This is a genomic window from Acinetobacter sp. ANC 3929, from assembly GCF_000369405.1.
Lineage (GTDB): Bacteria > Pseudomonadota > Gammaproteobacteria > Pseudomonadales > Moraxellaceae > Acinetobacter.
This window is the reverse complement of sequence record NZ_KB850000.1, coordinates 1,095,216-1,121,645: the sequence shown is the minus strand read 5'-3', so window position 1 is coordinate 1,121,645 and position 26,430 is coordinate 1,095,216. Positions and strand designations below refer to the sequence as shown.

26 protein-coding genes and 1 pseudogene are annotated in these 26,430 nt (G+C 41.8%); 5 read left to right on the top strand and 22 right to left on the bottom strand.

Annotation, left to right across the window (positions count from 1 at the left end; all coding sequences use genetic code 11):
- The first annotated feature begins 5 nt into the window (after nt 1-5).
- From uca to F909_RS02980, 3 genes are all read left to right on the top strand, one after another.
- Nucleotides 6-3,614 carry an urea carboxylase gene (gene uca, locus F909_RS02970; protein ID WP_005153815.1) on the top strand — a complete coding sequence of 1,203 codons (3,609 nt, stop codon included), beginning with the start codon at nt 6-8 and terminating at the stop codon, nt 3,612-3,614.
- 298 nt (nt 3,615-3,912) lie between these two features.
- Nucleotides 3,913-4,350 (top strand): CopG family ribbon-helix-helix protein, encoded by a 438-nt coding sequence (locus tag F909_RS02975; protein WP_005153814.1) that lies wholly within the window; start codon nt 3,913-3,915, stop codon nt 4,348-4,350.
- An 80-nt stretch (nt 4,351-4,430) separates the two neighbouring features.
- On the top strand, nt 4,431-5,465 hold the full coding sequence (locus F909_RS02980; protein WP_171067361.1) for an ABC transporter substrate-binding protein: 1,035 nt from the start codon (nt 4,431-4,433) through the stop codon (nt 5,463-5,465).
- Nucleotides 5,466-5,867: 402 nt separating this feature from the next.
- Here F909_RS02980 and F909_RS02985 read toward each other — a convergent pair whose 3' ends face one another.
- The 8 genes and pseudogenes from F909_RS02985 to yiaA form a co-directional block, all read right to left on the bottom strand.
- Nucleotides 5,868-6,743, bottom strand: coding sequence for a hypothetical protein (locus tag F909_RS02985; RefSeq protein ID WP_005153808.1), 876 nt, complete (start codon nt 6,741-6,743; stop codon nt 5,868-5,870).
- An 11-nt stretch (nt 6,744-6,754) separates the two neighbouring features.
- A complete protein-coding gene (locus F909_RS02990) occupies nt 6,755-7,756 on the bottom strand; it encodes an isopenicillin N synthase family dioxygenase (protein ID WP_005153805.1) in 1,002 nt (333 codons plus the stop codon).
- Nucleotides 7,757-7,809: 53 nt separating this feature from the next.
- On the bottom strand, nt 7,810-8,688 hold the full coding sequence (locus F909_RS02995) for an ABC transporter ATP-binding protein (RefSeq protein WP_005153803.1): 879 nt from the start codon (nt 8,686-8,688) through the stop codon (nt 7,810-7,812).
- A gap of 2 nt (nt 8,689-8,690) precedes the next feature.
- Nucleotides 8,691-9,626 carry an ABC transporter permease gene (locus F909_RS03000; protein WP_005153802.1) on the bottom strand — a complete coding sequence of 312 codons (936 nt, stop codon included), beginning with the start codon at nt 9,624-9,626 and terminating at the stop codon, nt 8,691-8,693.
- Nucleotides 9,627-9,795: 169 nt separating this feature from the next.
- Nucleotides 9,796-10,050: a YfhL family 4Fe-4S dicluster ferredoxin gene (locus tag F909_RS03005; protein ID WP_005153799.1), complete on the bottom strand. Its 255-nt coding sequence runs from the start codon at nt 10,048-10,050 to the stop codon at nt 9,796-9,798.
- 1 nt (nt 10,051) lies between these two features.
- Entirely contained in the window at nt 10,052-11,419 is a 1,368-nt protein-coding gene (gene yegQ / locus F909_RS03010; RefSeq protein WP_005153792.1) for a prephenate-dependent tRNA uridine(34) hydroxylase TrhP, read from the bottom strand.
- A gap of 146 nt (nt 11,420-11,565) precedes the next feature.
- The gene (locus F909_RS03015; RefSeq protein ID WP_005153790.1) at nt 11,566-11,994 is read right to left on the bottom strand and encodes a hypothetical protein; all 429 of its coding nucleotides are present in this window, start codon (nt 11,992-11,994) and stop codon (nt 11,566-11,568) included.
- 235 nt (nt 11,995-12,229) lie between these two features.
- Nucleotides 12,230-12,696, bottom strand: a pseudogene (gene yiaA / locus F909_RS0120415) (inner membrane protein YiaA).
- A 248-nt stretch (nt 12,697-12,944) separates the two neighbouring features.
- Between yiaA and prfA the strand changes: the two are divergent.
- On the top strand, nt 12,945-14,033 hold the full coding sequence (gene prfA, locus F909_RS03020; protein WP_005153784.1) for a peptide chain release factor 1: 1,089 nt from the start codon (nt 12,945-12,947) through the stop codon (nt 14,031-14,033).
- Nucleotides 14,033-14,848, top strand: coding sequence for a peptide chain release factor N(5)-glutamine methyltransferase (prmC, locus tag F909_RS03025; protein WP_005153782.1), 816 nt, complete (start codon nt 14,033-14,035; stop codon nt 14,846-14,848). Before prfA ends, prmC begins: the two co-directional genes overlap by 1 nt.
- On the opposite strand, the gene F909_RS03030 is transcribed toward prmC, so the two are convergent.
- The 14 genes from F909_RS03030 to F909_RS03090 form a co-directional block, all read right to left on the bottom strand.
- A complete protein-coding gene (locus tag F909_RS03030; protein WP_005153779.1) occupies nt 14,845-15,690 on the bottom strand; it encodes an ABC transporter permease in 846 nt (281 codons plus the stop codon). The genes prmC and F909_RS03030 overlap by 4 nt on opposite strands.
- 3 nt (nt 15,691-15,693) lie before the next feature.
- On the bottom strand, nt 15,694-16,668 hold the full coding sequence (locus F909_RS03035; protein WP_005153777.1) for an aliphatic sulfonate ABC transporter substrate-binding protein: 975 nt from the start codon (nt 16,666-16,668) through the stop codon (nt 15,694-15,696).
- Nucleotides 16,669-16,801: 133 nt separating this feature from the next.
- Nucleotides 16,802-16,924: a hypothetical protein gene (locus tag F909_RS21670; protein ID WP_005153776.1), complete on the bottom strand. Its 123-nt coding sequence runs from the start codon at nt 16,922-16,924 to the stop codon at nt 16,802-16,804.
- Nucleotides 16,921-17,601: a phage baseplate protein gene (locus F909_RS03040; protein ID WP_005153772.1), complete on the bottom strand. Its 681-nt coding sequence runs from the start codon at nt 17,599-17,601 to the stop codon at nt 16,921-16,923. The genes F909_RS21670 and F909_RS03040 overlap by 4 nt, the downstream gene beginning before the upstream one ends.
- Complete coding sequence (locus F909_RS03045; protein WP_005153770.1) at nt 17,601-18,134, bottom strand: DUF2313 domain-containing protein; 534 nt, start codon at nt 18,132-18,134, stop codon at nt 17,601-17,603. The genes F909_RS03040 and F909_RS03045 overlap by 1 nt, the downstream gene beginning before the upstream one ends.
- On the bottom strand, nt 18,131-19,177 hold the full coding sequence (locus F909_RS03050) for a baseplate J/gp47 family protein (protein WP_005153768.1): 1,047 nt from the start codon (nt 19,175-19,177) through the stop codon (nt 18,131-18,133). Before F909_RS03050 ends, F909_RS03045 begins: the two co-directional genes overlap by 4 nt.
- Nucleotide 19,178: 1 nt before the next feature.
- On the bottom strand, nt 19,179-19,541 hold the full coding sequence (locus F909_RS03055) for a phage GP46 family protein (protein WP_005153766.1): 363 nt from the start codon (nt 19,539-19,541) through the stop codon (nt 19,179-19,181).
- A 3-nt stretch (nt 19,542-19,544) separates the two neighbouring features.
- Nucleotides 19,545-20,027 carry a phage baseplate assembly protein domain-containing protein gene (locus tag F909_RS03060; RefSeq protein WP_005153764.1) on the bottom strand — a complete coding sequence of 161 codons (483 nt, stop codon included), beginning with the start codon at nt 20,025-20,027 and terminating at the stop codon, nt 19,545-19,547.
- Complete coding sequence (locus F909_RS03065) at nt 20,024-21,118, bottom strand: phage baseplate assembly protein (protein WP_005153762.1); 1,095 nt, start codon at nt 21,116-21,118, stop codon at nt 20,024-20,026. The genes F909_RS03060 and F909_RS03065 overlap by 4 nt, the downstream gene beginning before the upstream one ends.
- A complete protein-coding gene (locus tag F909_RS03070; protein ID WP_005153760.1) occupies nt 21,108-22,292 on the bottom strand; it encodes a DNA circularization N-terminal domain-containing protein in 1,185 nt (394 codons plus the stop codon). Before F909_RS03070 ends, F909_RS03065 begins: the two co-directional genes overlap by 11 nt.
- A 74-nt stretch (nt 22,293-22,366) precedes the next feature.
- Entirely contained in the window at nt 22,367-24,544 is a 2,178-nt protein-coding gene (locus tag F909_RS03075) for a phage tail tape measure protein (RefSeq protein ID WP_005153758.1), read from the bottom strand.
- Nucleotides 24,545-24,763: 219 nt separating this feature from the next.
- Nucleotides 24,764-25,090 carry a hypothetical protein gene (locus F909_RS03080; protein ID WP_005153756.1) on the bottom strand — a complete coding sequence of 109 codons (327 nt, stop codon included), beginning with the start codon at nt 25,088-25,090 and terminating at the stop codon, nt 24,764-24,766.
- An 11-nt stretch (nt 25,091-25,101) separates the two neighbouring features.
- Nucleotides 25,102-25,479 (bottom strand): hypothetical protein, encoded by a 378-nt coding sequence (locus tag F909_RS03085; RefSeq protein WP_005153755.1) that lies wholly within the window; start codon nt 25,477-25,479, stop codon nt 25,102-25,104.
- Nucleotides 25,480-25,602: 123 nt separating this feature from the next.
- Nucleotides 25,603-26,412, bottom strand: a complete 810-nt coding sequence (locus tag F909_RS03090) for a phage tail sheath C-terminal domain-containing protein (protein WP_005153754.1) — start codon at nt 26,410-26,412, stop codon at nt 25,603-25,605.
- Nucleotides 26,413-26,430: the final 18 nt, after the last annotated feature.

Here is a 26,430-nt window from a genome sequence, read left to right as displayed (position 1 = left end):
GCATAATGTTTAAAAAAGTACTCATTGCTAATCGTGGTGCGATTGCCTGTCGCGTTATTCGTAGCTTAAAGAAACTTGGGATTCAATCTGTTGCGGTCTATTCCGAAGCGGATAGAGATTCTTTACATGTCAGTTTAGCGGATGAAGCGATTTTTATCGGTGACTCACCTGCACAGCAAAGCTATTTAAATATTGAAAAAATCATTGCCGCAGCACAGCAAACCGGGGCTGAAGCGATTCACCCTGGTTATGGTTTTCTATCAGAAAATGCTGCATTTTGTGATTTGTGCGAGCAACAGGACATAGTCTTTATTGGTCCGACCTCAGAGCAAATGCGTGATTTTGGTCTAAAACATACCGCACGAGCATTGGCAATTCAGAACCATGTACCCTTGCTACCCGGCAGTCAGTTGCTGCTCGACTTGGATGATGCACTGCTTCAGGCCGATCAGATTGGCTATCCGGTGATGCTGAAAAGCACAGCAGGTGGTGGTGGTATTGGTATGCGACTGGTCTGGAATGAGCAGGAGTTAAAAGAAGCCTATCAAACTGTTTCCTATCTGGCGCAAGCCAATTTTAAAGATGCAGGCTTGTATCTGGAAAAGTTTGTCGAAAATGCGCGTCATATTGAGGTACAGATTTTCGGTGATGGTCAGGGCTATGTCATTGCGCTTGGTGAGCGTGATTGTTCAGTACAACGCCGTAATCAAAAGGTGATTGAGGAAACACCTGCACCGCATTTGAATGATGAACAACGCAGGTATATTCAACAAATAGCCATTCAATTGATGCAGTCGGTGCAGTATCGTTCTGCGGGTACAGTTGAATTCGTGATGGATACCGACACACAACAGTTCTACTTTTTGGAAGTGAATACACGCTTACAAGTGGAACATGGAGTGACAGAACAGGTTTATGGCGTTGATCTGGTTGAATGGATGGTGACCTTGGCCAGTGGGGATTGGCATGCACCGCAACAGATTGCGCCACCCAAAGGCCATTCGATTCAAGTGCGTTTATACGCCGAAGATCCGATTAAGAACTTTCAACCTAGCGCAGGCTTATTGACCAGTGTCAAATTTGACGCTCAATCTCGGGTAGAAACATGGGTCGAAACAGGCTCGAATGTTTCCTCATTCTATGACCCGATGATTGCAAAAATTATTGTGACGGCTGAGGATCGCGAGCAGGCGCTTGCTGCCATGCAAAATAGCCTAAGTAATACCGAAATTGCTGGAATTGAAACCAATCTAGAATATTTACAGGAAATTATCGGTGGGGCAGTGTTTCAGCAAGGCACACAGACAACGCGTTTCTTGAATAGTTTTGAATGGAAAACCCAGAAAATAGAAGTGTTGCAAGCAGGAATTCAAACCGCAGTACAAGATGTAACAGGTCGCTTGGGTTATTGGGATGTCGGTGTCCCACCTTCAGGCGCGATGGATGCATTGAGCTTGAATGTTGCCAATCAATTGTTGGGCAATGCATTTAACAGTTCGGGACTAGAGTGTACTTTGCTTGGTCCGACTTTAAAATTTCATTGTGATAGCCTGATTGCCATCACTGGTGGTGAGATGGAGGCTAGATTAGATGGTCAGCCTGTCGCGATGTGGTCAACAATCAATGTCCGCAAAGGTCAGGTGTTAAAATGTGGTCGTATCAGTACGGGTTGTCGTAGTTATATTGGGATTAAACATGGCTTTAATCTGCCTGCTTATTTGGGCAGTTTAGCTACGTTTACCTTGGGGCAGTTTGGTGGACATGCCGGTCGTAACTTACTCATTGGCGATATGTTGCCAATCACCGAGGCGAAAACCGAGCAAACAGTTGCATTAACACCTGAACAGATTCCAAGTTTTAAAACTGAATGGGAAATCGCAGTCATGTATGGCCCGCATGGTGCACCTGATTTCTTTACGCCGAATGACGTTGCCATGTTTTTTGATCAAGATTGGGAAATTCATTTTAACTCGAGTCGTACCGGCATTCGCTTGATTGGGCCTAAACCTCAGTGGGCACGGATTGATGGGGGCGAAGCGGGCTTACATCCGTCGAATATCCATGACAATGCTTATGCCATCGGTGCAATCGATTTCACTGGGGATATGCCGATTATTTTAGGGCCAGATGGTCCGAGTTTAGGCGGCTTCGTTTGTCCTGCGGTAGTGATCAACTCTGAGTTATGGAAGTTAGGGCAGCTCAGAGCAGGCGATAAAGTGAGATTTATTCCTGTTAGTTATGCACAGGCGCAACAGCTAGAACAACGCTATCAATCCGCCTTACAGGATGAGACGCTATTGCAGGTCAATTTTGCGCCTGTATTTAAAGCAGAACCCGTCACTTTAATAAATGCTGTGTTGGCGACTTTGGATCAAGGTGTCGATAAACCTAAAGTGAGTTATCGTCCAGCAGGCAACCAATATCTGTTGGTAGAATATGGTGAACTGGTCTTAGATCTCAATTTACGTTTTCGTATCCATGCTTTAATGCAATGGGTACAACAACAGAATATTCAGGGCATCATTGATTTGACCCCAGGCATTCGTTCATTGCAGATTCATTATGATTCGACTGTATTAGAGCAACTGGATTTACTGCGATTGCTACAGGTGGCTGAAAGCGAATTACCTGATATTGAAAATATGCAGGTGCCTTCAAGAACCGTGTATCTGCCATTAGCTTGGGAGGATTCACAAACGCAGCTTGCAACAGAGAAATATAGTCAATTGGTTCGTTCAGACGCACCGTGGTGTCCAGACAATATCGAATTTATTCGCCGTATTAATGGCCTTGCATCTAAGCAAGCGGTAAAAGATGTGGTCTATGACACTGCTTATTTAGTGATGGGTTTGGGGGATGTCTATCTGGGTGCACCTGTTGCCACACCGTTAGACCCAAGACATCGTTTAGTCACCACCAAATATAATCCTGCACGAACATGGACACCTGAAAACGCTGTCGGAATTGGCGGTGCTTATATGTGTGTTTATGGTATGGAAGGGCCAGGTGGCTATCAATTTGTAGGACGTACCACACAGGTATGGAGTCGTTATCGTCAAAATCCGAATTTTGAACAGCATAAGCCGTGGTTGCTCAGATTTTTTGACCAAATCCGTTTTTATGAAGTATCTGAGCCCGAGCTGTTGGAAATGCGTGAAGACTTTAAAGCAGGACGTTTGCAATTAAGGATTGAAGAGGGGGTACTTAATCTCAAAGACTACAATGCCTTTCTGAAAGAAAATGAAAGTAGTATTCAAGCCTTTAAACAGGTTCAGCAAAGCAATTTTGAAGATGAGCGTCGTCGATGGCATGAAGCTGGCTTGGCTGAATATGTTTCTGAAAGTATGGATGCGGTATTGGATGATTCAGAAATAACAGTTCCGAGCGGTGGGATGATCGTGGAGTCGCATATGCCAGGCTCGGTCTGGAAAATTGAATGTACCGTGGGAGATATTATTGAAGAAGGTGAAACCTTGGCTGTGATTGAGGCAATGAAAATTGAGATTCCAATCCTTGCACCTGCAAAAATGAAAGTGGACAGTATCTTGATTGACAAAGCCCAAACTGTAAAAACAGGACAGGCGTTGTTTACACTTGCACCCGCTATTGAGTGATCAAAATCCATGATGCAGAAAAGGCCCTATGATGAAACATCGGGCTTTTTTTATGTGCATTTACTCAGTATTCCGCGCTTTTTCTCGACCAAATTTGACTAAAAAACTGGCATAGATACTGCATTGAATATTACGAATTATAAATTTGGTATTACTAAGGCTGAGGTGGTTATGAATACGCAATCAATCCTAATTCAGTATTTCAAAGTTGTAGTGTGCTGTGTTGCTAATTTACTGAGCGTCCGAGCAGGTCTGTATGTAAAGCAAACTCAGCGTCCTAAACCGTAGTCTGATCATTATGAATGCTCGTCCTAAACTGACTCGAATCAGTATTACTGTACCTGAAAAGACGGTTGAAGCCTTAGATCAAACCATTGTCGAAGCGCATTATGAAAGTCGTTCTCAGGCGATAGTCGACATGATCAACAAGCATTTAATTGCTGAACAGGCACAGCAAAATGCAGTCATGGTCGGCACACTGACCTTGCTGTACGACGCTAGTTGTATGCCATTGCGTATGCAACTTTTAGATTTACAGCAAAAATTTTTAGAACAGGTGATCAGTTCATTACATATTCAACTGGATCAACAAAAAATATTGGAAGTCATGCTGTTACAAGGTGGCAGTAATGACCTCAAACAGATTAGCCAACAGTTTACTGCTTTAAAAGGGGTCATAAAGGGGCATCTAGAACTCATGGATGCCGTGATGCCACCCTTACAGCAAAATGATTAGGACGCAGCGGCATCCGTATTGTCGCTAAACACATGATTTAAATGATTTCACGGCAAAATTTTTAAAAAAGATAGGGGGTGATTATGAAGCAAGCATTAGCAACATTATCTGTTTCAATGCTGCTGGGACTAGGTCTGACAGCTTGTGATAATTCGGCTAAGATACCAACAGCAGAGAAAGCAACGGAGTCCAAAGATTCGATGTCGACGACTCCAATGACGATTGGTTATAGTGATTGGCCAGGTTGGGTGGCTTGGCAAGTGGCGATTGAAAAGGGTTGGTTAAAAGATGCTGGCTTAAATGTTGAATTTAAATGGTTTGATTATTCAGCATCGATTTCTGCCTTTGCCGCTAATCAACTCGATGCGGTGTTTATTACCAATGGTGATAATTTGGTGAATGCCTCTGGGGGGAGCAAGGGCATGATCATTATGGTTACAGATTATTCTTCGGGTAATGATGTGATTATTGCCAAGAATGGCATCAACAGTATTCAGGATTTAAAAGGAAAATCGATTGCAACGGAAAAAGGTTTGGTGGATCACCTACTATTATCGACGGCTTTAACGGATGCTAAGATTCCTTTTTCAGACATTAAATTGGTCAATTCGGTGACCAATGAACTGCCTCAAGTGTTTGGTAGTCAGGATATTGATGCAATTGCAGTTTGGCAACCCGTTGCCAATCAAGCCCTAAAAGCCGTTGCAGGTTCCAAAATTATTTATAGTTCCAAAGATAAACCCGGCTTGATCTACGATACCTTGGCAGTAAATCCAAGTCATTTGTCTGTGCATAAAGAGGATTGGAAAAAGCTGATCCAAGTGTGGGATAAAACAGTAAAGTATATCCAAGACCCTGCAACACATGCCGATGCAGTAAAGATCATGGCCAACCGTGTTGGTGTTGATCCTCAACAGTATGAGCAATTTATTGAGGGGACACATTTATTGGATATTGCTGCGAATAAGAAAGTGTTCCAGAAAGGAACAGGCTTTGACTCGATTTATGGTTCGACCTATCACGTCAATCAATTCAATCTCAGTAATGGCATTTATAAAACTGAAGTGGATGTAGATGGCTTGATTTATCCAGCTTTGGTGGATGAGTCCAAATAGTGCTTTGTTTGATCAGATTTATTTTCAATGCATCCAAAATAAAAAATCATAGCGGAGTCATATATACATCTCGTCTTATTATTAAATTAACCTTCGGTTTTGCCTACCTTACGAAACGATGTTTCTCATTTCGGGAAAAGTAGGCAAAACCATTGTCATTTGCAAAACCTGTTCTCTTGTTTCATTTAAATATAGATATTGCAAAGACAATAGTTTTATAGATCGCAGGCAGGTTGCAGATGACATTTTCGAGTATCATTTTGTTGATGAATTTAGATTTGTAATATTTAACTTAGTTGAAGAGCGATTTTTTATATTCTCAGATTCTAAATCAACAGGACGATTGTGATAGAACTATTTGTCACAATCGTCCTTGTCCAGATCAATCGCATACAAACAGGATTAGTAAATCCCTGTGGCATTTTTTAATAAATGCTTATGTTCAGCAGCCAACCATTGTTGTGTATCCGTGGTGGTTGCGGTTGTGGTATTAAATACAAAATCAGGTTGATACATATCCAGGTGAAAATAAAGTCGATACAACTCACCTTCAATCTGTTTCAGTTGGGTCAGGGTGGTGGCATTTTCCATTTCAAAATCATCGAGTGAAATTGATTGCTGCAAACGACTGCTGATTGTACTAAAACTGATATTGCAACCATTTAAAGCGACAGACACTTCATAGCTTTCAATTGCTTTTAGATCATTTTCAGGATGATTAATCGGGCCTTTTTTCAGTTGATTTTGTCGTTGTGGAAGGCGTGATTGTGCATAAGCGATATGCTGATCTGTGATGATCAGACCACCGTCCATAGGTATCATCTGTTGTGTTGCCGCATGTTGCATTTGAAATAGACGTAAACCGAGCAATAAGCCCTGTTGAGCCTGTTGCCGCCAATCTTCTACGTACGCATGGGAAGGTGAAAACTCTAAAATACTGTTGCCTATTGGGTAAAGCTTAGCAGGTTCAGGCCATTGAATATGATTCTGATAGTTTTGATGAACCTGCCAAGAGAGTAATTCGCGATCTGAATCCCATAGAGTATCGCCAATCCATCCTTGTCGATCATGTACTGTGGTTTGATTGGCATCGATCAGTCGTAGGTCAATGCTGAAAGATTTGGACTGAAACCAATACACAATGGTTTTTTCGTCCGTCATGCCGTTGAAGAAGCTGATACTTTTACGTCTAAAGCATCCCAGTAAGTAGCGTGGTATAGGCAAGTGCTCATCAATTGGTGTGGGGGCAAGTTGCGTTAATAAATTGATTAGATTCATTCACTTGCTCCTTATTCACTTAAACCAAAGGAGTACAGCGGACGGGCATTTTCAAGTACCAGTTCACCTGATTTAATTCGTTGCTTGAGGTACATAAAGGTTTGAGCGGTTTGATTGAATAGATGCTCACCACCTTTCATTGGCGGATATAATGGTGCTTCATTTGGAATCAGTGGCTGAATCAGATAGTCATAATCACAGGAGAAGAACAGCGGAAAAGAGTAACGTTCTTGCTGAACTCGTCGAACACGATGCTTGGTTGCCAGATAACGGCCATTGGATAAGATTTCCATCATGTCACCAATATTCATCACCATAGTATTTTCAATTAAGGGAATATCGATCCATTCACCTTGTTTATTCAGTACTTGTAAACCATCAGCCGTTGGAAATAAAAGGGTAAAACATTCATAGTCGGTATGTGCGCCAATACCCGATTGATCTTGTGCCTCTGGGTTATAAGGATAATGAATCAGTCTCAATTGGCTTGGTGCATGCTTTAAATGCGGTTCAAAAAAATCTTCATTCAAATCAAGTACTAAGGCGAAAGCTTTAAATAGCTGATTGCCGATGGCTTTGATATGTTGATAATAATTTAAGACGGTGTGTTTAAAGGAGGTGTCCTCAGGCCATAGCGTTGGGCCAAGCAAAGGACGACGATGCAGCTCACCGAGATAGTCATAATTAATGTCATAAGATTCTTTTAAATCATAGACATTGGCTTTGAATTGTTCTTCACCGATAGGCACATAACCACTATGATTTTCGGAAAGACCAATATAATGCTGCATTTTAGTGGCTTGGTCTTGGCTAAAATATTGCTGCGCGGTTTGTTTTAACTGATCGAACAGTTCGGGTTGAAATTGTTCCCCTTGAATGTATAAGAAGCCGATGTCTTTACAGGCTTGATCAAGTTGCTGCACCACCTGTTTACGATCTTCTAAACTCGCGCTGTTTAGGAGTGAAATATCAATTAAGGGCAACACATAATCATGGTTCATGAGATTCACCATTGGCTGGTCGTCCAGCAATAAATGAAGCAGATTGGGTCGTCCCAAACGCTATTTTATTTGTGTGTACTCATTTGGGTCATACGTGGGATTTTAGGTAAATCTTGTAGCGCAGGATCGAGTTGTTCCTCTTGATGATGCACCAACAGATCAACACGCTGCCGTAGTTGTTTAAATTCAGGTGAATGCATCAGTTCCATACTTCGTGGACGTGGTAAATTGACCTCAATAATCTCTTTGACCTCACCTGGATTCGCTTTTAAAGCCACAATACGATCTGCCAATAAAATGGCTTCATCCATATCATGCGTGACAAATAAAATGGTGATATCAATGTTTTGCCACAAGTCCATCAAATGCTTCTGCATTTTTTGTCGGGTGTAGGGATCAAGTGCACCGAATGGCTCATCCATGAGTAAAATTTTGGGTTCATTGACCAAGGCACGGGCAATGGCGACACGCTGTTTCATCCCACCTGAAAGTTCATGTGGAAACTGATTTTCATATTTTTCTAAGCCAATAATATTGATCCATTCACGCGCCATTTCTTCGGCACGAGTTTGACTGATGCCTTTCATCAAAGGGCCAAACATGACATTTTCTTTAACGGTTTTCCATGGAAATAAGGTATAGCCTTGAAACACCATGCCACGCTCCGAACTTGGGCCTTTAATCTTTTGTCCTTCAACCAGAACCTCACCACTGTGGTAGTCATCTAGACCTGCAACCACTCGGCTTAAGGTTGATTTTCCACATCCAGAAGGACCAATCACACAGACAAACTCACGTTTATGAATACGTAAATCAATTTGGTTGAGCACAATTCGTTCTGAAGCACCATGCTGAAAAATTTGCGTCAGTTGCTTGGTTTCCAACATCACGGGACGCGTATAAATATGCTCAAAATATGTTTTGGCATCAAAATCATCCGTCATATTTATACTCCCTTTTTCCATTTAAATAGGTAGCTGCCGAGTTTCATTAGAATCAAATCACATAACAGTCCAATCACCCCGATAATCAGGATAGCTGCATAAACATTGTCAAAGTTCTGATAACGCGCTTGCTGCGTAATGAACCATGTAATTCCTGAGGTCGCACCGATCAGTTCAGACACAATCAAATAGGTCCATGCCCAACCGAGTAATACACGTTGATCGCGATAAATGTCAGGTAGTGCGGCAGGAATCACTACATGAAATAGGCTTTTGAGCTTATTGGTGCCAAGGGTATAACCTGCTTCAACCAAGCCACGATCGACCATACGGGTGGTATTGGCAATAATCAGAACTTGCTGAAATAATGTACCAATCACGATAATGGCAATTTTCGGGGCATCATTAATGCCTAAAATTGCCACTGCCAATGCCCCAAAGGCGGGTGCAGGCAAATAGCGAAAGAACTCGACAAAGGGTTCTGTTAGCTTGGAGATGGTATTTGAGAAGCCACACAGAATGCCAAGCGGTACACCGATCAATGAAGAGATAAAAAATGCTGTAAAAACAATTTTGATACTATGCCATAGGCTTTGATGTAACCAAGGTGCGTCAGCCTGTTGTGGTGGCGTCGTAAACGAAGTAAAAAGTGCTTTCGCTACTTGATGCGGTGCAGGCAAATAAATTGGATTGACTAGAATACCTGTAGGTGGTGTTTTGCCTTGATTGACGGCATCTTGAGCCTCTACATAATAAGCCTGCTTATCTATTCGGGTTCCAGCTTGTAGATAAGTGGCTGAGCCTGCATTGGTAATTTGAACTTGTGGATGCCAGATAAAAGGTAAGTAACTGACACAGCTCCAGATCAGGATGGGAACGAGAAAAGACCCCAAACTCAAATAAAGCTTTTTCCTTTTTGACAATACTGAATGATGCATAGGTGCACACCCGTAGTAATACTAATTGAATAAAACGTAATACTAATTAGCAATTTTGATGCCAGTACTGGGCTTAAAGAGCCAAATCATGATGAGCTGTTGTGCGTTGAGGATGGGATGGGCGCTTTCCATGCTTTTAACGGATTTATATTTATCTGTAAGTAAGTCTTTAATGCTTGAATAAATTGAGGTTATTGAATTTAATTCGTAGTTGCTCTGGAGATTCCACCCACACAGGGTCAGGCTGAATACAATCGATGGGACAGACAGCTAGGCAGGTGGGTGCTATGTAGAAACCGATGCATTCAGTGCAACGTAGTGGATCAATTTCATAGACTTTTGCACCTTCATTAATCGCTTGATTGGGACATTCAGGCAAACACATATCACAATTGATACAAGCATTGGTAATCAGCAGTGCCATATTAATCTGCCGAATAGGCCAAAGTAGCAGATTGCAACTTGGTTGTGGCATGTGGCAGATTGCGAATCAAGAGTGCATATTGAATATCAACTTCTGGGGAAAATGGAATTTCCACGATATGTCCCGAACCTTTGGCACTTTCAATGGGATTGTCTTTGAGATCACGCATCTGTTTTAATTTGAAGTTGATATTACCTTTGGGTGTCATCAACTCAAGCGAATCACCAATCACAAAGCGGTTTTTAACCTCGATCTGGATATAATCACCATGACGTCCAATCACTTCACCACAAAATTGTTGATAGTCAAAATGTGATGATCCGTCTGCATAATTTTGATAATCGCTATGCACATGGCGTCGCAAGAAACCTTCGGTATAACCACGGTTCGCTAAACCTTCTAGTTGCGTCATTAAGCTTGGGTCAAAAACTTTACCTATAAGTGCATCATCAATGGCTTTGCGATAAATCTGTGCAGTGCGGGCACAATAAAAATAAGATTTGGTCCGTCCTTCAATTTTTAAAGAAGCAACGCCGATTTGAGTCAGATGATCCACATGTTGCACTGCGCGTAAGTCTTTAGAGTTCATAAAATAAGTGCCATGCTCATCTTCTTCAGCGGCAAACATGTCTTCATCATTACGTTGTATCAAAACAGTTTGGGCAAGTTCTGTTGACTTTGATGTTTGTGAGCAACATTGCTGTTGAGTATCGACCTGCTGAACTGGAATGACATCACCATTGGCATCTTCTTGCGCTGCGTGGATTTTATAGTCCCAACGACAGGCATTGGTGCAAGCACCTTGGTTAGCATCACGTTTATTCATATAGCCAGATAACAAGCAACGACCTGAATAGGCCATACAGAGTGCACCATGCACGAATACTTCCAGTTCGATTTCGGGGACATAGCTTTGGATTTCTGCAATTTCTTCGAGTGAGAGTTCTCGTGAAAAGATCACGCGACTTAGACCGTAGTCTTTCCAGAATTTTACCGTGGCCCAGTTAATAGCATTGGCCTGTACAGATAAATGAATCTGCATTTCAGGGAAATGTTCGCGCACCAGCATAATCAAACCAGGATCAGACATAATCAGTGCATCTGGTTGCATGGCAATAATGGGTTCGATATCTCGGATAAAGTTTTTTAGCTTGCTGTTATGCGGCTGGATATTGACCACCACATAAAATTTTTTGCCTAACTCATGCGCCTCATCAATACCGATTTTTAAATTGTCATGGTCAAATTCATTGTTGCGCACGCGTAAGCTATAACGTGGTTGGCCTGCGTAAACGGCATCGGCACCATAAGCAAAGGCATAACGCATATTTTTAAGTGAACCAGCAGGAGAGAGTAATTCAGTATTCATGATGCAGAATAAAAAAGGCATATAAAAAATAAGGAATTATTCTAAAAAGTTCAGCGCAAGGATTCAACCTAGCATTTTACTCAGGATTTTATAGATGTTTAGGGAAAATCTGGGCCATAAAAAAGCACCCGAAGGTGCTTTTGGAATTAGTGATGACGGTGCTTTCTCTTTTTCTTGTATTTCTTAGACTGATAATTGTCATAGTCACGGTCTTGACCGACTTTACGCCCTAGAGCAGAACCACCTGCAGCACCAGCAGCAGCACCGATATAACCACCTGTAGTGCCACCAAGGTTTTTACCCACAGTATAACCACCAACGCCACCTAGACCACCACCAATAGCAGCTTCTGTACGTGTACGTTTGCTACTTGCAGCTGCTGCACCACCAGCACCACCTAGGGCAGAACCAATCATTGCACCGTTGTTTCCACCCATTTCTTTACCAATTGCAGTACCTACAACACTACCAAGTGCAGATGTTGCAGCAACACGCGTTGCATTATCAGCATGAGCGGCAGTAACGAGTGATGAACTTGCAAAGATTGCAGCACATAACCAAGCATTTAATTTCATTTTGACTCCGTGTCCGAAACAAAGCGGACCTCTTTCTAATGGCAGCAAATGTAACAAAGTTTGAGTATAAAAATATGGAGAAGCTTCCCTGAATTATTATTCTTTAGTGTCTAGATTGTAGTGTTTTGTTGCTGATAAGAATGAGTAATGAGAGATAAGTTTGATTAAACAATAAGATAGTTAATCGATGCACAAAAAAATGAAACCTTATTTTAAGGTTTCATTCATTTTTTAATTAATCTAATTGATCATTTTTTATAGATTGATCTTCGAGTTTTAGTTGTCGGGGATTGAGTTCAGATTGCAGACGTAAATAATTTAAGTCACGAATATTCTTTTGCGTTGCGACGACACCAAATAGGCTTAGTAGAAACGACATGATATAAAAGCCTTTTTCACTCATGGTGAGTTCTGCATTCCATAAGCTAATCAGTAAAAGAACGATACAAACGGCCATTGAAGCCCAACATAAACCGTAATAAATGGCAGTGACTGGTATTTCCTCAAGTTGGTCACGTACAGTTTTCTGTAAAGAAGCCGCAGAAAAAAGTCCATAAAGCAAGATCACAAAATAGTAGCTTTTTCATGCAGCGGCATATTGGCGTTCCACAAACCAATCATAAAGCCTACTGCTCCAGCGAGTAAGGCTACCCAGCTCGCTGCAATAAAGGCCGAGGTTGGGCGATTTATAAAATTATTCATAGATTATCCTATTGTTTTATCTTTCTATTTATCCTCCATTATTTATATATAAGCCTACACAAGAGAACAAGTCGTAAAGACTAAAACTGAACAATTTGTGATGAAATGAGTGTGGATGAGTAAGTTGGCTGGATTGTCTATGTCTTTTAAGCGGTAGAGTCTGTAAACTATGCGCAATTTTTTGATTTTACTCGTGCTTCATTATTTTTTTGATCGCACTGAGTCTTTAGTTTTGAGATATTCCGCCCATGAAAGCATCACTCCGTTTAAGACTTGATCAACTTTGTGATCGTCACGAAGAGCTGACTGCATTGCTTGCTGATGTAGAAGTGATTTCAGACAATAAACGTTTCCGTAAATTGTCTCGTGAACATAATGACCTAACTGAAATCACCGAGGTTTGGGGTAAATATCGTCAAGCTGAAGAAGATATCGAAACTGCTGAAATGATGAAGTCAGATCCTGATTTTAAAGATATGGCAGAAGAAGAAATCAAAGAAAATAAAGCACTTTTGGTTGCGCTTGAAGAGCAGTTAAACGTGTTGATGATTCCTAAAGATCCAAATGATGCCAATTCTGCTTATCTTGAAGTCCGTGCTGGAACGGGCGGTGATGAAGCTGCGATCTTCTCGGGTGATTTATTCCGTATGTACAGTAAATATGCCGAAACCCAAGGTTGGCGTATTGAAGTCCTTTCTGAAAATGAAGGTGAACATGGCGGCTATAAAGAGATCATTTGCCGTATCGATGGTGAAGGTGTCTATGGTCGTTTGAAATTTGAGAGTGGTGCACACCGTGTACAACGTGTGCCTGCGACTGAATCACAAGGTCGTGTACACACTTCAGCGTGTACCGTTGCGATTCTTCCAGAAGTCGATGTGGATACCACAGTTGAAATTAACCCTGCCGATTTGCGTATTGATACGTATCGTGCATCTGGTGCAGGTGGTCAGCACATTAACAAGACTGACTCTGCGGTACGTATTACCCATATTCCATCTGGTGTCGTGGTGGAATGTCAGGAAGAACGTTCACAGCATAAGAACAAAGCCAAAGCGATGGCTTTGCTAGTCTCTCGTTTAGAGAATGCGAAACGGGCGGCAGCTGATGCAGCAACCTCGGAAATGCGCCGTGATTTGGTCGGTTCAGGTGACCGTTCAGAGCGTATTCGTACTTATAACTACCCACAAGGTCGTATGACGGACCACCGCATCAACTTAACTTTGTATAAATTGGATGCGGTTATGGAAGGTGATTTAACTGAATTGCTGGATAGTTTACATCGTGAATATCAGGCAGATCAGTTAGCGATGCTTGCACAGGAAAATGGCGGCTAATGAATATTGCTCAAGCTTTAGAAATCAAAGGCGAAATTGATAGCTATGAACGTCAAGAGGCGGCATGGCTACTCGAGCACCTTTTAGGTGTGAATGCCTTGGAACTTAAATTTCGGCTTGAGCAAGAACTCACAGAAATGCAGGAGCAGGCCTATTTAGATGGGCTAGCTCGCATTGAACATGGCGAACCTTTAGCCTATATCACGGGTTCACAACCTTTTTGGACGCTCGATTTAAAAGTTACACATGACACTTTAGTGCCGCGTCCCGATACTGAAATATTGGTGGAAACGGTGTTGAAACTGCCGTTAAATCCTCAAGCCAATATTGTGGATTTAGGTACAGGAACGGGTGCAATTGCCTTGGCGCTTGCAAGTGAACGTCCACAGTGGCAAGTCACGGCAACGGATATTTATGCCCCAACTTTAGAAGTGGCTCAGGACAATGCTGTTCGACATGGTCTAGTGCAAGTGAAGTTTGCCTGTGGCGCTTGGTTTGAAGCTTTAGAACAGCAACAGTTTGATTTGATTGTTTCTAATCCACCATATATTGATCCTGACGATGTCCATATGCAAAAGCTTAAGTCTGAACCTGAGCGCGCGTTGATTGCTGACAAGCAGGGCATGGCAGATATTGAAACTATTATCATCCAAGGGAAAGACTGGCTCAATTCACAGGGGTGGATTGTGCTTGAGCATGGTTATGACCAAGGTCAAGCAGTACGAGATATGTTTGAGCAACAAGGTTTTAAGCAAATTCAGACCATCAAGGATTATGGTGGTAATGATCGCGTGACTTTGGCTTGTTGGGCTTAAGTTTGTTTGTGAATGGTATCACGCCAGCGTAATAATCGATTTTCCAGCAGTTTCATTAAACTGTCAGATACTTTTCCAAGCAAAGCCAATAGAATAATCGCAATGATGACAATATCTGGTCGGGATGTTTCTCTACCATCACTGAGTAAATAGCCAATACCTTGAGTTGCCGCAATGAGTTCAGCCGCAATCATAAACATCCAAGAGAGACTTAAGCTATTACGCAAACCTGTCAGGATGCCTGAAGATGCGGCAGGTAACACAATCGATATCACGCGTTGCACTGCATTTAGATTGTAAACTTTTCCAACTTCCACGAGCTTCCGATCTACATTGTGTATTGCAGCAACTGTATTGGTATAGGTTGGAAAAAAGGCACCAATTGCGATGAGCGTAATTTTAGAAGATTCATCAATCCCTAGCCAAAGTAATAATAACGGAATCCAGGCAAGGCTTGGAATTGATTTGAGTGCCGAAAATGTTGGCTCCAAATAAGCTTCCGCCTCTTTGCTTAAACCGACCCAAATTGCAAAAATTAAGCCTAAACCACATCCTAGCGCGAAACCGACGAGAACCCGCCAAGTACTGATATAAATATGCTGCAGTAAATCACCTTGAGTCAATTCCCAAAAGGATTGCCATAAGCTGCTCGGTGCTGGCAGTAAATAGGCTTCGATATAGCCATTTCTGACTAAAAACTCACAAAGTATTAACAACAGGATTGGCAGCAGCAGAGCTTTGAACCAAAGGCTAAGGTTTGGGTGAAAACGTTTTTTATTTGATTGTGCGTTTTGCTGAGTTATAAAACTTGTTAACTCAGCTTTGTTGCTTGAGTTGCGCATGGATTATTTCACAGCTTTTTGAGCAAAACGTGGGTCAAGCAGTTGATCCACCACTTGATTGACATCGGTGCCTTTTCTGACTAAGTCTTCTTCCGTTAAGATTTTTCCTGAGCGTTTCAATGCTTGAGCATGTGTAGCTGATGGAATGTTTTGTTCAAAGTTGGTACGGCTCAATTGTAATTGGGCAACTGGTAAAGGAAGTTTAGATTCACGCGCTAATAATGCTGCAACTTTATCAGGATTGGCTTTTGCCCATTTTCGTGCTTGTTCATATGCTTTAATCACGGCTTCAACAGCTTCAGGACTTTGCTTGCTAAAGTCTTCTTTGACACTTAAGACACTATAGCTATTAAATCCCACATTACGATAAAGCAGTTTAGCACCAGATTGAATTTGGGCTGATGCCATGAGTGGATCAAGCCCCGCCCAAGCATCAACTTGACCACGTTCCAAGGCCGTTTTTCCATCTGGGTGTTGTAAGTGTACTAATTGTACGTCGCGTTTACTGAGTCCAACTGTCTCCAGTGCTTGTAAAGTGAAAAGAAAAGGATCTGTTCCTTTGGTCGCAGCAATTTTTTTGCCTTTGAGGTCTTTTAATGTCTTAATACTTGAGTTTTGAGAAACCACCAAGGCAGTCCATTCGGGTTGGCTTTGTACATAAACGGTTTTAATCGGGCTGCCATTGGCGCGACTGAGTACAGCAGCCAGTCCAGCGGTCGAGGCAAAATCAATGCTGTTACTATTCAGATATTCAAGTGAACGATTACTACCTTGGCTAAACACCCATTTGATTTGCGTGTTTGGCAGTGCTTTTTCTAAAAGTTTTTGGTCTTTAACCACTAAACTTGTGGGAGCATAGTAAGCATAGTCAAGTTTAAGTGTTGTAGGAACAGCCGCAAAGGTTGATGAGACAAATACAAATGCCAACGCTGAACTTAGGGTGATTTTAGATAAAGCAAATTTTGATGTGAATGACATGATGTAAATAGAGCCGCATAAATAAATATAATAGGCAATCTTTACATGGGCGATGTAGGTTCCAAACCGAGTTATTGATGCGCGCCGAGATAATTTCGGCATAATTTTGAGATAATTGGAGATTTAAACAGTTTCATGTGTTGAAAACAAATTTCAATTTTTTATCTTTTAAAGCATTATCCAAAACAGTCACTACATACTCAGCATCAAAAGTGATTGCTGAGTATGTAGTGACTGTTTTGATTGTAGGATTCATGCTGTGCGTCTCCAACGTGCATCAATTATGGATGGTTGCACATTATTGTGAGCTTCATTTGATCCCAAGCTTTCAGTTCGCTGCCTAAAGGCAGTATCTGCTGATCCATCTTTCGCCCAGCCAATATCATCATGATTAAGAATTTCTTCGACATCAGGAGGTGTTGTTCCAGCCCATTGATTAGCAAATACAAAGTAATGTGATGGTAATTGAGCGATTGATAACTGATGTGTAAATGAACCAAAAGTAGAACCTACTGATTTAGTCCATAAAGGATCAGATTCTTGATCAGACAAACCTACAGATGCTTTACCTTCACCATGTCGAACCCACGTTGTCCCAACGTATTTGACGTTTGGATTAAAGTCAGGAATACCAAAATCAATAATTACACCAACTGGATAAAAGTAATCGACAATATTTTCAATGAAGTTTTCAATTGCTGTAGTACGGTCATTAATACCTTTAACAACCATATAAACTTGATTTTTTTGTGCAGGATTTAAAGCTTCGCCAAAACCCTCAATTATATTGGCAATTTCTTCCTGAACATGATTACACCATTCAGGACTGATATAAGTTGCGTCTTGTCCCGAAATATCAGCATTATCATGAAAGCCTTTTTTACCAGCTCCATTAACATCAGGTCGAGCATTTATAGTATTGATACGTTCCATTAGATCACCTCTATGTCATAGCGCAGGAAAGCTGGTAAATAGTTTTGAATAATGCATTGCATGTCTGCATTGACGGGACTTTGTAATTTCAATTTAACTTTGAATCTCAATAAATCGGTATTCACTGGAGCGTTGCATGGTGCTGTACATTGCATCGGCTTGTATGTCACCAACTCAACTAAATTCACATTAAAAACCGTGAGAAGCTGCTCTAAATAAGCAGTATTTAAAACGTTGCGTGTGCTTCTAATCCAATTCACGACTGCCAAACGTTCTTCAAAGGTTTGACCGACATTGGTCTGACATTTAAGTGGCAAACCATACTCACGCTCATATTCCTCTAGTAGTTCTGGTGGAATGGACTCAAGCACGTTCAGCAGGCGTTTAGCGTCAAGATCGGCTTGCGCCAACGCTTTAGCATGACCATAGATGTCATCAGCAATATTGGTATTAGGTGCTTGATCATAACCACCTATGGGCAGCAATGATCGCAGCAAGATTTCATACAATTTTGTTGTTTCTTCTAAAGTCATGGCGCAGCACTCATTGTTAATGTGCCGAGACGTAGCCAATAGGTATGGAATGGATTAACTGTCGGGACAATATTCACTGAAGGACTTAAAACTAAGTCAGTAACTCCAGCAATTGCGACAATGCGTGCAGTTAAAATTGCTGCCTGATAAGGCTTAACAGGTGCAATTTCAGAAAAATAATCACGGATAACTTGTCGTACCAGATTTAAATTTGCTGTACCTGAAATCAACGCTGTGACTGGCACAAGCTGCTCAGTCGGTGAATACGCTCTACAATCCGCCCAAAAGCCAGCATAATCATCAAGAACCGTTTGAACCGTTGCTATTAATGCTTCACTCGGTAAAGTTGGTGGATTTCCAACAGCAGTGATCGCCACATCGAGCGAACCAAGACCACGACGTTTAGCGTAAATATAAGCATCTTTCACATTGGGAACTGAACGTACCAAGGCTTCTAAGTCTTCAGCGCGGTATCGAGATAAACCAAGTTGTTTTTGTTCTAATAGACGTGCACGCCAATCTTCAAGTTCTTCCTCATCTGTACCACCACCAATCGACACATCAGTTGCAGTACCACTGAGACCAGCCAATGGACTCACCCATAGCAAAGTACCTGTAAAATTCCAGCTAGCACCAACACGATCCGCCACGACATCAACTGCTTTGACTGTGTTAGCAACCAATGTCGTATCATTGGTTACTGTCCAATAATGTGCTTTACCGTCTGTTAATTTACTACCAGCAACAATGGTCAAATTCACATTAGATTTAGCCAAAACCGAACCAGAGGCTTGAGTTCCTCCGAGACGTGGTCGACCTAACTCATCTGCATGAATATATAGAAAAGGCTCATCAGCAGTCGCAACGAAAAGCTGTTTCTGAATATAAATTTGATGGTGATATAGACCTTCAACAGTTGCAGCAGTTCCATCTGCACGAATACCAGCATCGCTATCATCAGGAACAGATAAGCCAGTTGAGTTTCGAATTTCCTGTGCAATTTGATTGCGTATTTGAGCAAAGGTTTTAACTGGATAAGCCATATCAACCACCCACCGCAACAAAGTAAGGAATAGACTGCTTTTCACCAGTCAAACGAGTGATCTCTATGTTTAGATCAATTCTGCTTTTGACAGTTTGAGTCGCTGAAACCACCAAAGACTCCAATCGAGCTGGTATTAAGTCTGCCAATGCCTCTTCAGCATATTGTTTCACTGTCTGTATCATGCGTGGTACATCTTTTGACCGACGCAATAGATAAAACCGACTCCCCAAAGATGGATCAGCCCAATACTTTCCACGATGAATATTCAGTCTTAAACAAACTGATTGAACAACATCGTCATTAAAAGCAGCATCCAGACTTGTGAGCACATAGTCTTTTGTTTCTAAATTAATTGTTCCCATGATTTACTCCATTGGTGGTGCAGCTGGTGGACTATTGCCATGCTTATGTTCGTTGTAAACATCACGCATGGCTTGCATTGAACTTGTTTGGTCAAAGACATCACCGTTGGGTACGCGCACATTGCCGTCATCAACAATCAAGTCACCGCCTTTAATATGTGTGCCGTCTTCCTGAAGCCAAACAGAATGCCCGAATTGGTCATAAACACAGGTTTCGCCTTCATCGACATTGATTAAGATTGCGCCTCCAGTCGTGGCAACAATGACTGATTTTGCAGTTGTCCCCTGAAGGGGAATAAGTACAACTTTTGCATTATCAGGAATGTATGAACTGAAGCCGATTTGCTGAAGTAGCTCAACATCGTTCAATGTTTCATTTCTTAAGCCTGTAACTTGAAGTGCTTTTGAGCCACCACGAGCGACCATTCCGAACAATGGGAATCGCAATTTTCTAATGGCTTTTTTTACCTGAGCCATGCTGATCATGCTTTTGCTCCCTTGGTGGTTTTGCCTTTTTTCTTGGTAGATTGTGGGTCTTTATAAATGAGCGGTTGCGCCCAATCGCCTTGGCGTTTGAGTTTTAAACGTGTGGTTTTCCCTTCAGCACGAGACAGCATCAACGTGCGCCCCATGACAGCCCATTTGCCAGTAGCATGGCTCAATGCATTGGTTTCAACATTGACATACCAACCAGCTCGCCACACCTTGCCATCGATAACCCAATCATCAACTGTAGCGGTCAGGCTATACGCCTCTAAATCATTGTCTTTTTTGATTTTCAACAATGCAGCTTCGGCTTCAGCTTGGCTTTCGACATCGCTTAAAGTGATTATTTTTAGACGATTAAAACTGTATTGAGTTTGAGCAAAAGTTTGTGCAAGCAAACCATTTGCTTCAGCGTCTTGGCTTAATATTTGAAGCTGTGTGAATACACTGGACACATCATTGTCGTACTGAAGGCTCAGCAGATTATTTTCATTATTTAGCGGCTTCATTAACCGTAAAGGCTGTTGCACTTGGTATGGGTTAGCAAATGGATCGCCAATATTTAAGTTACCATCTGGCTCAAACCACACGTGCTGGCCAGTGACCTGAGCTGCCTTAATAATTGAGTCCCAAAGTGCCTCACTAGGCTCTACCGACACTTTGTTCTTCAGCCAGCTATCATTTTGAATACGCACTTCATGGATGATTGAGGCAAAGTCACCAGCGAGAACAAAACGTTCCATCAACTCACCCAATGTGACTTGGCGACCATTGAAAATAGGCACAGAGCAATCAATCAGTTGACCAGCTAAATCACGACCTGAAATTTGAAGACCATAACCGTCACGTTTTATGCCTTCAGAGATACGGTCTGCTATTGCAGTTAAAATGATTTCATCACCATAGAACAACTGGACTCTAGCCGCACCTTGCACACTTTCAGGCAAAGCCAAACTATCTTGACGGAATAAAGTTAAATTCCAGTCATCTGCTGGCGTATCAATTTGACTGTCACAGCTCACATTGTCCCAACCATTGATTTGAATATCACCAATGATGAGCCGAATATCCTTACCTGAATTATCTTGCATAGACGGTCAACTCCATGCCGATTTGAAGTAACGCTGGATTCAATAAATCAGGATTTAAATGACGGATTTCTTCAGCACGATCCATGTCTCCATACAGCATGTGAGCAAGCGAATGAAGAGTACAAGGCACAACAATTTGAGTTTTAGTGATTGGTGGGCGTACTTCAATTAACTCTTGAATCTGTAGATGAACCTGATCTGCAACCTCTTTAAAGACTTGTACTTGATTGACTGTTTCAAAGTCTAAAGCAGTGGTTGCCTGTTCACGTTCAGCCTTAATTGCTTGCTGTAATTGAGTTCTGGTCTGTTGACGAATGATCGCAAGGTCAACAGGCGAAAAACTTGGCTGTTTTTTCTCAGCCATTTCCTTGCGTACAGCTGTGACTACGTTTTGAGAAATCGTAACGGTGCTTGCAATTTTAGTTGCACGCCATGTTTGCTTGAGTTCTGGTAAATCGTCATCTTGAAAAAGCCTTTCAAAACGCTGCACGCGCTTGAATAAATCACGCCATTTTGAAATCGCTGAAATGTTGGAGTTAAATGCTGCTATCTTGGTCACTTCATCGACTAATCCAACAATTGACTCAGCTGGAGATAGAGCCGACTCAACCGCATTTTTCGCAATACCAAGGTATTGATACGCTGTATTAACAGCGTTACGGATATTATTGACGATAGTAAAAAACTTATTCGGATCAGTATTTTCAAGCTTATTTAAAGCAGCCTGAAGTGAACGAGCTGGTGTATCAGTGATTGCCTTTGTATCAATTGCTGTAGGTGTTGCAACAGGAATAAATAAAGGACGTTCTTTGTCTTCAGCCTGAATAAACTCAATTGCAATTGTGCATGTATTTACGTCTTCAGCTTTATGAACAATGTTGTAATTTTCGGCATTGACCTGCATCACACCATGAACTGGATGAATGAGTTCGCCAGAGCCTGTTGCGACCAAAGCCGCCCAGAGCGCGTCCATTTCAACTTTGTAGTTTTCACCAGTAAAAACAGCATCAATGCTAATTTTGAGGGGATTATTTCCCATATCCTCAATTGATGCCTTATTCGAATAAGGTGCTTGCTTGATAGCTAAAGACTTTGAGCCAGACTCATTGGTTGAAGTACATTCAAAATGCACACCACGAAAACTCGCATCCTGTAATTCATCTTTCCAGCCCATAACAATAAACCTCACTTTAGTGAGGTTTATTGTGCGAAAAGTTAGGCTTTAATATTAGGCGGAAAGACTTCCTTTTATTTTTGCCCATATGACAATAAATCAAGACCATGTCGCTTTTGCTCGGCTTGGGCATGTTGTGTGATTTGATCCATCAAACCGCCACCCATCATCATTGGCTTGTTTTGTTGAGTGACTGAAATCAAGGTATTGAGTTTATTGACCATATCAGCACTCATTTGAGTCTGTTTCTCAATGAGTTGATTTTGTTGCTCTAATACAGTTTTTTGCTCTTGGCTTTTATCAATTGCCATTTGCATAAAATCAGGACGATCCTCTGAAGCACCAAACAAGCCTGCAATTTTTCCATAGAAAAAGTCATCTAAAGGCTTAAACAGTTCATATCCCAAGTATCCAGCAGCTGCCACTCCAGCAGTTTTAGCTAGTCCAGTAGTTCCTTTTGTAGCAACACCACCGCCAGTATTAGTCCCAGTCGGCAGAGGCAGATTACCTTTACCCATTGTAAAAGCTGCAATTCCAGCTGCTGCACCTAGTCCAGCAATTGCAACTGTTGCACCATAAGTTGTAGCTGCTAACTTCTCATTACCTTGAGACCACTCAACAATCCTATCCTTAGCATTACCCAATGACTCAGAGACAGCATCATAAGCTTTGGATTGGGCAAAAAGTTTTTCTTGCTCCATCGCCATATCTTTTGCCCATTCAGTTTGACGTACCATTGCGGAGTCGGCATCCACAGTACCTCCAGCAGTGGTGAGTCCTTGGCGAATGCTATTTAACTGATCCTTCTTATAAACCACACTTAATGCAGCCATTAACGCTTGTCGATCTGCAATAATTTCACCAAGCTGGCTACCCATTGCAATGTTGCTCATATCTTCAATTGCAGCTTTCCGCTCAGTTGAAGTACCTTTTTTTGCCATAGCCTGTAATCGTTGATATTGCTTATCTCCAGCGAGCTGACGGTCAAGCAATTGCACAAATGCCTCAACACCATAAACGCCTTGGTCACGTTGCTGGATTGAATAAGTGCCCCAATCAAAAACTTGCTTCGGCTTTTTCTTGCCGTCGGATTTAGTTGGATCGCCAGCAACAGGCACAACAGAATCACCAATCGCTTTGCTAAATTCACGACTGGAGAGCTTGGTCAATAAGTTGACTAAGTTATTACCAGCCTCATCGGCAGTTCCAGCTGTAGACATTGCAACCTGATTCATTGCGACCAGCTCCATGAGTCCTTTTTCACCGCTATAACCAGACGCACGTGCGGCAGCCATTTGCTGTGCCAACCATTTCGCTTGATCTTTATATTCAAAGCTACCTAGCTGACCGCCACGCACTGCAATGTCATGACCACGCTGCAAATTATTCACACCAAAATCTTGCATCCGCACAGTCAAAGCTGCGGCATCTGTTACAGCAGCATCAGTTGAAAAGGCAGTTTTTACCGCTGCATTTAATGCAGGGGCAACATTGCTCAGCTCATACTTGCCTGAAGCAATCAATGTGTTTGCAGCAGCAGCTGCATCTTCTCGCGTACCGCCACCAGATCGAACCGCTGACTTAATGTAATCATTCAATTGCGAACGTGCAGCCAAGCGATCTGCAACCGCCATATTCTGACCACCCGTGGCAGTAGCCGCGATGTAGGTTAGCTGTTGGTCATAATCACGGGGTTTCTGCAATGCACTCGATACAATCGCTCCGCCTGCAATTGCGCCCATCGTTGCAGCTGAACCTCTTTGCAAAGCATTGTATCCACTACCATTTGCACGCTGGATTTGTTGAATTTGCTTCTCAGCAGCTACCGTTTTGCCTAACTCTCTATTTAGCTGAGCAACCTTGCTATTCATAGAGGCATAAGCACGCTCCATGTCTTTTGTAGTTGCCAAACCTTGCCGTTGCAAAATACCAAGCTGGGCATATGTGCTGCGCGTCTGTTTAATTTCATTATGAATTTGTTGTTCTGTTCTAATGCCAAGCTTTCGTGCTAGATCAATTGCAGTAACTTCTTTTTTTTGACCGCCTAAAGCCTGACCTTGCTTGGTTAGCTCATCTGCAATCTTTTTAGAATTGCTTACTGAAGTGGCTTGAGCATTGCCGATCTGCGTCCATTGCTGATTGATTTGCTTGGTTGCAGCTATTTGTTGATCAGAAAACTTTTTCATTTCCTGACCAGCTTGTTGACCTTTGATCTGAAGCGTCAAAGAAACTGTAGAATTACCGTCACTCATTTATCTCTCCAGTCTTGGGTTTAGAGTGTTTTCGCTCAGTCGCAACATAAGATTCTGTATTTGTAGATTGTTCTGGTGGTGCTGCATGAGTACTATTTTGCCGCTCATGCTTGAGTCTCTCTAGGGATTCCATCTTTTCAGACAAAAATGCCAACGCATAGTGCGCTGGCATTTGTTCAGCAGTTGATAATTCAACGCCCACATTATGAAGCGCGGTTATTAACTTGATGGGGTCTCTGAACTCTCGGCTTGAAGCTTTACCAATAAATCAAAATCAAGCTCTTCAAGTTTTTTCAGATTTGCACTTGTTGTAAATGCTAATACATCATAAGGCACATCATGCTTATTGCCTTTTTCATCAATGAGTTTGATCTTGGCGCAATACTCAAGAATCTGTAAAAAATCACCAGCCACCGCTTTGCTGCGAGCCTTCAATAAATCAGATGAGTTAATATCAGCAAATTCAATTTTCTTTGAACTGATTGGCTTACCTTTCACCATCACTGTTAGAGCAACAGGCAGAGTATCTACAATACATATTTCCATGATTCACCCAATTAGAAAGTTTCTGTTAAACAATCCATTGCAAACAATGAGAGGTCACGCAATGTTTCACCATTTACATCGTAATTATCGCCAGAGCTAACGACATTACAGTCGGTAAAAGTTTTACGAAAACCACCGTCTGGTGATTCAATTGAAATACGAGCATCTTCAATGCTGTCCCAATCAACCTTATCTTTGCTATTAGGAATCACGACAGTACAAGTCAAGTCATAAACCGTAATACCTTTAGACTTATAATTTGCCTTCAGTCTACGATTCATTGTGAGAATACGTTTGTTACCCGTTGATTTAGTTGAACTAAACTTAGTGCAATCATAATCAAGACCATTTACGCTCATTACAATTGAGCCAACAGCATTTTCAGCCATTTTAAGAGACCTCATAAAATCATGAGGCTATTGTGCATAGAATGATTTTTATTTATTAGGCGGAAAGACTTCCATAAATATTAAAGGCTGCATAAGCAGCCTTTAAAAGTGGTTGTAGTTGGGTCAATAGACATCAATTGTACCAGCAACAACATGCATACCACGCACCCAATCCGCAGGGATTGCAACATTAACGCGAGAACGATCAATTTTATCTTCAACAACCGTTAATTGATCAGCATTCGCACGAACGTTTTGCAATATTTCAGCATCATCTAATTGAATTAAGCGATTCAGAATAATTGAACGTACATTGCGACGCTGGGCAGCTGTATTCTTGCGACGACGTTCCTTTTTCAAATCAGTGCGAATCACTTTTCGTGTGTAATCCACAATCAATGCAGCATTAATATCAACCATCAAATCATCATCTTCTCCAGAGTCTGGATTAACTCGATAAGTGGAAACAGCACGGACGATTTCAGGAATGCCATCTGCACCTGTATCAATCATGCAAATCCCTAGATTGAGTGCAGCTTCAATGCGTTCAAACGTGAGTTTATATTCATCTGCGACAGCAGGAATACCGCCTAAATTGACTCCATCATATGGCAATGCTGGATCATTTGAATTAGCCAATGCCGCTGCCATTGCGCCCGCCAGCTCAGGCTCATAACCTTGAGCACCATGATAGCAAACGCAAAGCACACGATAAGACGTTTCAATCTGAGAATTGACGACAAAATCCTGAGCCTGATCAATATCTGAAAATGGAACAATTAAAATTGCTGGTTTCGCATTAATTGCATCACTTACAGAGTTTAAGTGCTCAATCCATGCTTGCACCGTATTTTCACCTACTTCATCCAGAGGAGCTGAAGATAAAGCGATGATTGTATGCCCAAGTGGGGCGATTTTTGATTGAATAGTCATTTCTGATTAATCCTTATT

Coding starts and splice junctions, on each gene's coding strand:
- F909_RS03070 (WP_005153760.1), bottom strand. CDS start 22,292: ATGGGCTGGAAAGATGAATTACAGGATGCGAGTTTTCGTGGTGTGCAT.
- F909_RS02995 (WP_005153803.1), bottom strand. CDS start 8,688: ATGACGGATGATTTTGATGCCAAAACATATTTTGAGCATATTTATACG.
- F909_RS03035 (WP_005153777.1), bottom strand. CDS start 16,668: ATGTCATTCACATCAAAATTTGCTTTATCTAAAATCACCCTAAGTTCA.
- F909_RS03055 (WP_005153766.1), bottom strand. CDS start 19,541: ATGGGAACAATTAATTTAGAAACAAAAGACTATGTGCTCACAAGTCTG.
- F909_RS03045 (WP_005153770.1), bottom strand. CDS start 18,134: ATGACTTTAGAAGAAACAACAAAATTGTATGAAATCTTGCTGCGATCA.
- F909_RS03090 (WP_005153754.1), bottom strand. CDS start 26,412: ATGACTATTCAATCAAAAATCGCCCCACTTGGGCATACAATCATCGCT.
- yegQ (WP_005153792.1), bottom strand. CDS start 11,419: ATGAATACTGAATTACTCTCTCCTGCTGGTTCACTTAAAAATATGCGT.
- prfA (WP_005153784.1), top strand. CDS start 12,945: ATGAAAGCATCACTCCGTTTAAGACTTGATCAACTTTGTGATCGTCAC.
- F909_RS03040 (WP_005153772.1), bottom strand. CDS start 17,601: ATGGAACGTATCAATACTATAAATGCTCGACCTGATGTTAATGGAGCT.
- F909_RS03085 (WP_005153755.1), bottom strand. CDS start 25,479: ATGGCTGAAAATGCTGTTGGCTCAATTGTAATGAGCGTAAATGGTCTT.
- F909_RS03000 (WP_005153802.1), bottom strand. CDS start 9,626: ATGCATCATTCAGTATTGTCAAAAAGGAAAAAGCTTTATTTGAGTTTG.
- F909_RS03030 (WP_005153779.1), bottom strand. CDS start 15,690: ATGCGCAACTCAAGCAACAAAGCTGAGTTAACAAGTTTTATAACTCAG.
- F909_RS02990 (WP_005153805.1), bottom strand. CDS start 7,756: ATGGTGAATCTCATGAACCATGATTATGTGTTGCCCTTAATTGATATT.
- uca (WP_005153815.1), top strand. CDS start 6: ATGTTTAAAAAAGTACTCATTGCTAATCGTGGTGCGATTGCCTGTCGC.
- F909_RS03060 (WP_005153764.1), bottom strand. CDS start 20,027: ATGATCAGCATGGCTCAGGTAAAAAAAGCCATTAGAAAATTGCGATTC.
- F909_RS02985 (WP_005153808.1), bottom strand. CDS start 6,743: ATGAATCTAATCAATTTATTAACGCAACTTGCCCCCACACCAATTGAT.
- F909_RS03005 (WP_005153799.1), bottom strand. CDS start 10,050: ATGGCACTGCTGATTACCAATGCTTGTATCAATTGTGATATGTGTTTG.
- F909_RS03065 (WP_005153762.1), bottom strand. CDS start 21,118: ATGCAAGATAATTCAGGTAAGGATATTCGGCTCATCATTGGTGATATT.
- F909_RS03015 (WP_005153790.1), bottom strand. CDS start 11,994: ATGAAATTAAATGCTTGGTTATGTGCTGCAATCTTTGCAAGTTCATCA.
- F909_RS03080 (WP_005153756.1), bottom strand. CDS start 25,090: ATGGAAATATGTATTGTAGATACTCTGCCTGTTGCTCTAACAGTGATG.
- F909_RS03050 (WP_005153768.1), bottom strand. CDS start 19,177: ATGGCTTATCCAGTTAAAACCTTTGCTCAAATACGCAATCAAATTGCA.
- F909_RS03075 (WP_005153758.1), bottom strand. CDS start 24,544: ATGAGTGACGGTAATTCTACAGTTTCTTTGACGCTTCAGATCAAAGGT.
- F909_RS21670 (WP_005153776.1), bottom strand. CDS start 16,924: ATGAATCCTACAATCAAAACAGTCACTACATACTCAGCAATCACTTTT.
- prmC (WP_005153782.1), top strand. CDS start 14,033: ATGAATATTGCTCAAGCTTTAGAAATCAAAGGCGAAATTGATAGCTAT.
- F909_RS02975 (WP_005153814.1), top strand. CDS start 3,913: ATGAATGCTCGTCCTAAACTGACTCGAATCAGTATTACTGTACCTGAA.